A 7,380-nucleotide genomic window follows, 5' to 3' on the forward strand; every position below is an offset into this window, starting at 1 on the left:
TATAGGAATGGAAAAAGAAAAATTCCGTGCATATGGGAAAATACATAGAATCGGATGAATTTGTTTACATACTATCATGAGGAAAAGAGGAAACTATGAAGGCATACAAGCGGTTGATCGCCGGAACGGCGGCTGCGGTCATGCTGGCGCTGACATGTGGCGGCTGCGGTGCGGAAAAGAAGCCGGTGACGATCACAATCTGGAACTACTATAACGGTGAGCAGCTCGAAGCATTCAACCGGATGGTGCAGAAGTTCAACGATACGGTCGGCAAAGAGCAGGGGATCACGGTGGAAAGCGCCAGTCAGGGCAGTGTAAATGATCTGGAGACTAACGTGCTGAACGCTGCGGAAGGCAAGGTCGGTGCGGAAGAGCTGCCGAATATCTTCTCCGGCTATGCGGATACCGCCTATGCGCTCGATCAGCAGGGCATGGTCGTGGACCTGAATGACTACCTGACCGAAAGCGAAAAAAGCGAGTACATCGAAGGCTATCTCACCGAGGGCGACTTTGACGGTGATGGCAGCATCAAGATTTTCCCGACCGCAAAGGCCACCGAGGTGCTCTATCTGAACGATACCGACTGGCAGGCGTTTTCGCAGGCGACCGGCACGACCTATGACGATCTTGCGACGGTTGAGGGATTGACCGCAGCAGCCGAGAAATACTATAACTGGACGGACGCGCAGACCGAAGCGCCGGATGACGGCCGTGCTCTGTTTGGCAGAGATGCGATGGCAAACTATCTGCTCATCGGTGCAAAGGAGCTTGGCTGCACGATTTTTGACGTGCAGAACGGCAAAATGACGCTTGATTTTGATAAAAATGTTATCCGTAAGCTGTGGGACAACTACTATGTGCCGTTTATCAAGGGCTATTTTGAGGCAAACGGCCATTTCCGCAGCGATGACATCAAAACCGGTACGATCCTGTCCTATGTCGGCTCCAGCTCGAGCGCGACCTTCTTTCCGGACAGCGTAATGACCAGTGATGACGACAGCCATTCGATCGAGCTGAAAGTGCTGCCGAATCCGCATTTTGCGGGTTGTGAACCGGTTTCGGTGCAGCAGGGTGCGGGCATGGTTGTCACCAAGGGCGATGAGGCGGAGATCAAGGCGAGCGTAATCTTCCTCAAGTATTTCACTGCACCGGAGAACAACATTCAGTTCTCGATCAGCTCGGGTTATCTGCCGGTCACCCGGGAAGCGAATAAAGAAGAAATGCTGGCTGACAGCGAGGTTGCTATGACACCCGAGGTCAAGTCCGTTCTGCAGATGGCGGTCAAGACGGTAAACGAGAATAAGCTGTACACCACCCGTGCCTTCGAGGGCAGCAAGAACGCGCGCAAGGTGCTGGAATACGCGATGAGTGATCTTGCTGTGGCAGACCGCGACACGGTGGAGCAGCGCATTGCAGCCGGGCAGAGCGCGGAGCAGGCCGAGGCGGAATTTCTGACAGATGCATATTTGACAGCTGGTATCGGGATACGCTGGCGCAGCTTCAGGCACACGAAGGATAAGAGAAACAGCTCGAGAGATCAGGTTTGAACAGGCGGTGCGGTATGAAGGCTCGCAGTAAGCCAACAGAAAAACGGGAAAGATCGGTCTTTTCCACTATATTTATATCGGTACTGGTCATTCTGGCGGTCGAGGTCACACTGCTGATCGGCTCCATCGCGGTAAGCCGCGTGCCGCAGCAGCTGGACCGGAATGCGGAGGATATTTTAGCCAAACAGGTTGAGAACCGCAGCAGATATCTGGAGGATTTTCTCGTGCAGGCGCAGAATCTCGGCGATATGCCGAATCGGATCAACGAGAAGACCGAAGCGCTGCTGACCTCCGGTCAAATCTCAAAGGATACGCTGGGACAGAGCAGCGCTTCGAGCGAGCCGCTGCTTGAAGCGATTGCGGATGATTTGGTGACGCAGCTGCGCAGCTCGTCGGTGACGGGCGTATTCGTGGTGCTCAATACATGCGATCTGGATGCCCGCAAGACCAATGGGCGTCTGCCGGGCATTTATCTGCGCGATCTGGACCCGAATGCGGCGGCTTCCGAGCGCAACGAGGATCTGATGCTGTCGTTTGCACCGGCAGGAATCGTGAAGTCCATGCGTATTACGACGGACTCCTGCTGGCAGCCCGCGCTGGACTATGAAGAGCTTGATGATTTTGTGTATCAGCCGTTCATGACCGCCTATCAGGACGGCGGCAAGCTGCTGATGGCGCAGTACGGCCGCTGGACGACCTCGCCGTATGTTCTGCCGGGAGACAAGCGGGAAGCAATCGCATACGCGCAGCCGCTCATCCTGCCGGACGGCACGGTGTACGGCGTTGTCGGCGTGGAGCTGCTGTGCAGCTATCTGGAGGAGCAGCTGCCGCTGACCGAGCTGCAGAATGACGGCACCGGCGCATACCTGCTCGCCGTAATGACTGATGAAAAGCCGGTCGGCAGCATTCCGCTGCAGCCGGTGACGTTTTCTACGCAGGATCGTTCGCTGAAAAGCGCGCAGAGCATTGTCATGCAGGACAGCAGTGCTGCCGGCACCATTGTCGTCAATAAGACAAAATACTTCGCCTGTGCGGAACCGCTGACGCTGTACGACCGCAACGCACCATTTTCGAATGAGCACTGGCTGCTGCTCGGCATTGTGCCCAACAGCACGCTGTATAAAATATCCAACGATATGCAGAGTCTGCTGCTGGTGGCAGTCGTGCTGACGCTGGGTGTTGGTCTGGTATGCAGCTATCTGGTCAGCCGCGGACTGGCGCATCCGATCCGGCAGCTGTCCGACGAGGTAGCCGCTATACAGGATAAGAGAACGGAAATCCCAAAGCTCTCGCGCACCGGCATCCGCGAGATAGACGGCTTTTCCACCGCAATCACCCAGCTCAGTCAGGATATTCTGGATACCTCCACGAAATTCCTGCGTATTATGGACATGGCAAGTATTGAACTCGGCGGCTATGAAATCCGTGAGGACAGCGATAAAGTATTCGTGACCGACAACTTTTTCTCCATGCTCGGCATGCAGGACGCCAACCCGAATGATGTGACGCGGGAGCGGTTTGAGATGCTGATGGAGGAGCTGGTGCTGCAGAAGGAGAGCTTCAGTCTGCAGGATGGCGGCTGTGTGTTCACCATTCCGCAAAAGGACGGCAGTGAGCGGTTTGTCATGCTGCGCATCACCGGCGAGGACGAGGTGCAGGTCGGTCTGGTCGAGGATGTGACTGCAGCGACACTTGAGCGCCGCCGCATCGAGCATGAGCGCGATTACGATGTGCTGACCGGTCTGTACAACCGCCGTGCCTTTGATGCACGGGCGAAAAAATTGTTCCGTATGCCGGAAAAGCTGGGGCATGCTGCAATGCTGATGATGGATATGGATAACCTCAAGCAGATCAACGACACGTTCGGCCATGACTGGGGCGACCGATATATCAATCTGGCGGGTCAGTGCTTTGCACAGACGCTGCCCCAGAATACCATTTGCGCCCGTATGTCGGGAGATGAATTCATTGTGCTGTTCTATGATTACGATGAACGAGACGAAATCCGTCAGGTGCTGAACAGGCTTTCCGAAGCAATAAAGGAGCGCACGGCGCTTCTGCCGAACGGCGACACCATGCGCATCAGCATTTCCGGCGGTATCGCGTGGTATCCGGAGAACGGCAGGGATTTGGCTACGCTCAAAAAGTATGCGGATTTTGCCATGTATCAGGTGAAGCATGAGTCCAAGGGCGAAATGGGTGAATTTGATATCGGTGCCTATAATCAGGAGGTCTACGCAGCACAGCTGCGCAGGGAATTCCTGCAGATGCTGCGTGAGAGCAGTGCAGACTACCATTTTCAGCCGATTTTCTCAGCGCATACCGGCAGGGTAGAGGCGTATGAGGCGCTGCTGCGTGTGAAAATGCCGCTTCTGAGTTCGCCGCTGACCGTGATGAAGCTGGCGCGCGAGATGGACAAGCTGTACGAGGTTGAGCGGCTGACCGCCTTCAAGGCGGCATCCACGTTTGTGATGATGCAGAACAGGGGGCGACTGCATAGTAACACCAAGCTGTTTCTCAACTCGATTGCCAACAGCAGTCTGACGGATGAGGATGTTGCGGAATTCAAGGCGCAGTTTGCCGAGCTGCTGAATAATCTGGTTATCGAGATCACCGAGGAAGAGGAGATCGACCGCGAGGCGCTGGAGCGCAAGCGCAGGGCACTGGGCGATCAGGGCGCGTTCGCGCTGGATGACTGGGGCAGCGGTTGCAGCAACAGCAACAGTCTGCTCGAGCTGTCGCCGGACTATATCAAGGTGGATATCACCATCATCTGCGATATCGACACCGATGCGGATAAGCAACAGCTGGTCAAGGATATTGTGGAATACGCACACGGACGCGGCATGAAGATCGTTGCCGAGGGCATCGAAACCGAAGCCGAGCTGCGCAAGGTTATTGAGTTGGGCGTTGATCTGCTGCAGGGATATTTTCTGGCGAAGCCGGCGGCGTCTCCGAGTGAGATTGCGCCGCAGGCGCTGAGCGTGATTCGGTGGATGAATCGGTGAGCGGGTCGCTTGCAAAGCGGGAGAAGCTGCAGTTTCCATCCGCAATTCCCGATGATGCAACCGGCACGAAAAAAACTTTACAATATGAAAAGTTTCCTCTTGACAAAAGAGCCGATATAAGATAGAATAAACACGTTCGATGTAAAGGCAAAACACTTTACACTTCGGAGGGAGGATCACCATGAAGGCAACACCGCTTGAAATGAGCCTGCTGTTTGACTTCTACGGCGAAACCCTCACCGAGAAGCAGCGCGAGCTGTTTGATCTGTATTACAATGAAGATCTTTCGCTTTCCGAGATCGCCGAGCACGCCGGCATCACCCGTCAGGGTGTGCGCGACAGCATCAAGCGAGCGGAGCACGCCCTTCATGAGATGGAGGACAAGCTCGGTCTGGTGGCCCGATACGGCGACACCGAGCGGTGCGCAGAGGAACTTCAGCACGAGGTTGAGCAGCTGCATGAATTGAACGCCGCACAACTGCACAGTGCCGAGGCGGACGAGATCGTTTCCCGCATGACGGCACTGCTCGAACAGCTCAGGCAGGAGGCTTAACATGGCATTTGAAGGGCTTACCGAAAAAATTTCATCTGCTTTTAAGCACCTGCGCAGCAAGGGAAGGCTGACCGAGTCCGATATCAAGGACGCAATGAAGGAAATCCGCATGGCACTGCTCGAGGCGGACGTCAACTTCAAGGTCGCAAAGGACTTCATCAAGACCGTTAACGAAAAGGCAACGGACGCGGAGATCCTCGAAAGCCTGTCTCCGACCCAGCAGGTCATCAAGATCGTAAATGAGGAGCTGGTTTCGCTCTTAGGCGGCCAGACCACTCGTTTGACTATATCGCCGAACCCGCCCACCATCGTGATGATGGCCGGTCTGCAGGCGCCGGCAAAACCACCAACTGCGCAAAGCTGGCCGCTCTGCTCCGCAAGCAGCAGCAGCGCCGACCGCTGCTCGTAGCCTGTGACGTTTACCGTCCGGCAGCTATCGAACAGTTAAAGGTAGTTGGCAAACAGCTTAACATCCCCGTTTTTGACGAAGGTCAGGGCGATCCGGTCGAGATCGCAAAGCACGGCATCGACTTTGCCCGCAAGAACGGCTATGATCTGGTTTTCCTCGATACCGCAGGCCGCCTGCACATCGACGAAAAGCTGATGGACGAGCTGAAGAACATCAAAGCAACGGTTAAGCCCACCGAGATCATCCTCGTTGTGGACGCAATGACCGGTCAGGACGCCGTAACGGTCGCACAGACCTTTGACGAAGCCCTCGGTATCGACGGCGTGCTTATGTCCAAGATGGACGGCGACGCACGCGGCGGTGCAGCGCTTTCGGTCAAGGCCGTTACCGGCAAGCCGATCAAGTTCATCGGCACGGGCGAGAAGCTCGGCGATATCGAGCCGTTCCACCCGGACCGTATGGCAAGCCGCATCCTCGGCATGGGCGATGTGCTGACGCTGATCGAAAAGGCGCAGGAGTCCTTTGATCAGAAGCAGGCAGCCGAAACCGCCAAGAAGATGATGGCCGGCAAGCTGACGCTGACCGATTTTTACGATCAGCTGCAGAAAATGAAAAACATGGGCTCGATGGAGGAAATGCTCGGCATGCTGCCGGGTGTGGACGCAAAAGCCCTCGCCGGTGCAAAGATCGACGAAAAGCAGATGGCGCATACCGAAGCCATCATCCAGTCTATGACCCCGAAGGAGAGAGATAATCCCTCCATCATCAACTACTCCCGCAAGAAGCGCATTGCAAACGGCTGCGGATTGTCGGTTGAGCAGGTCAACAAGCTGCTCAAGCAGTTTGAGGCCATGCAGAAGATGACCAAGCAGCTTACCAGCATGGCACGCAGCAAGGGCAAAAAGCGCCGCGGCTTCCCGGGACTGGGCAACTTCAAGCTGCCGTTTTAATCGCTATTCGTTTGTAAAGTAAATTTACAATAGATAAATTTCTATAACAGGAGGTGAAATTTCAATGGTAAAGATCAGACTGCGTCGCATGGGCGCTAAGAAGACTCCGTTCTACCGCATCGTTGTCGCTGATTCCCGTTACCCGCGTGACGGTCGTTTCATCGAGGAGATCGGCACTTACAATCCGCTGGCAGAGCCGGCTGTTGTCAACGTAAACGCTGACCGCGCTCAGGAGTGGATCAAGAACGGCGCTCAGCCGACCGATACCGTTCGCGGTATTCTGAAGAAGGCCGGTGTGCTGAATTGAGTGAGGTCGTCGAAATGAAAGAGTTACTGACTTATATAGTCGAAAATCTGGTTTCCGATCCGGCTGCGATTGCCATTACTGAGGAGATCGACGGCGATAACATCACCTACTCGCTGCGTGTAGCACCGGGAGATATGGGTCGCGTTATCGGTCGCCACGGCCGCATCGCAAAGGAAATCCGCACACTCATGAAAGCGGCAGGCAATCGCGAGAACAAGCGCGTCACAGTTGATATTCTCGACTGAGCCTGCGCGGATCGCGCCGAAGTGTTAATCACTTCAACTTGAATGAAGAGCCGGTGCCGTCAGGCGCTGGCTTTTTCCGAAAATCGCCGCAGCGCGGCGATTTTTTGTTTTTATCGGGCACCGATTATGCGGGGCACACGAGTTGCGTCAGCAATACGCTCTGTCTGGGAGGCACCCTTTTTGGCACTGACTCAACGGGGGGGGCACGAACTGCGTAAGCGTATTCGTCCCTAACGGGCAGGGTGTTTTTCACTGAGATTCAGCGGGGAGTTGCGCTCTGCGATTCAGCGGGGAGTTGCGCTCGTGCGGAGCGCGGGAGTTGCCGCGCCCGCGGCGGGGCAAAAGGAAGGACAACCTAGGT

At 55.4% G+C, this 7,380-nt stretch carries 5 protein-coding genes and 1 pseudogene; all 6 read left to right on the forward strand.

Features of this window, described 5'->3' with window-relative positions:
- Positions 1-95 precede the first annotated feature (95 nt).
- The 6 genes and pseudogenes from DXB00_RS12440 (at position 96) to DXB00_RS12465 (ending at position 7,019) form a co-directional block, all read left to right on the forward strand.
- Positions 96-1,547: an extracellular solute-binding protein gene (locus DXB00_RS12440; RefSeq protein ID WP_243107221.1), complete on the forward strand. Its 1,452-nt coding sequence runs from the start codon at positions 96-98 to the stop codon at positions 1,545-1,547.
- 14 nt (positions 1,548-1,561) lie between these two features.
- A complete protein-coding gene (locus DXB00_RS12445; RefSeq protein ID WP_119215011.1) occupies positions 1,562-4,555 on the forward strand; it encodes a GGDEF domain-containing protein in 2,994 nt (997 codons plus the stop codon).
- A gap of 181 nt (positions 4,556-4,736) precedes the next feature.
- On the forward strand, positions 4,737-5,108 hold the full coding sequence (gene ylxM, locus DXB00_RS12450; protein WP_110435979.1) for a YlxM family DNA-binding protein: 372 nt from the start codon (positions 4,737-4,739) through the stop codon (positions 5,106-5,108).
- Between the two features lies 1 nt (position 5,109).
- Positions 5,110-6,467: pseudogene (gene ffh, locus DXB00_RS12455) on the forward strand (signal recognition particle protein).
- Positions 6,468-6,531: 64 nt separating this feature from the next.
- Positions 6,532-6,774, forward strand: coding sequence for a 30S ribosomal protein S16 (gene rpsP, locus DXB00_RS12460; protein ID WP_110435981.1), 243 nt, complete (start codon positions 6,532-6,534; stop codon positions 6,772-6,774).
- A gap of 14 nt (positions 6,775-6,788) precedes the next feature.
- Positions 6,789-7,019, forward strand: a complete 231-nt coding sequence (locus DXB00_RS12465; protein WP_110435982.1) for a KH domain-containing protein — start codon at positions 6,789-6,791, stop codon at positions 7,017-7,019.
- Positions 7,020-7,380 lie beyond the last annotated feature (361 nt).

Source organism: Butyricicoccus sp. OF10-2, assembly GCF_003481925.1.
Lineage (GTDB): Bacteria > Bacillota > Clostridia > Oscillospirales > Butyricicoccaceae > Agathobaculum > Agathobaculum butyriciproducens.

Coding starts and splice junctions, on each gene's coding strand:
- DXB00_RS12440 (WP_243107221.1), top strand. CDS start 96: ATGAAGGCATACAAGCGGTTGATCGCCGGAACGGCGGCTGCGGTCATG.
- DXB00_RS12445 (WP_119215011.1), top strand. CDS start 1,562: ATGAAGGCTCGCAGTAAGCCAACAGAAAAACGGGAAAGATCGGTCTTT.
- ylxM (WP_110435979.1), top strand. CDS start 4,737: ATGAAGGCAACACCGCTTGAAATGAGCCTGCTGTTTGACTTCTACGGC.
- rpsP (WP_110435981.1), top strand. CDS start 6,532: ATGGTAAAGATCAGACTGCGTCGCATGGGCGCTAAGAAGACTCCGTTC.
- DXB00_RS12465 (WP_110435982.1), top strand. CDS start 6,789: ATGAAAGAGTTACTGACTTATATAGTCGAAAATCTGGTTTCCGATCCG.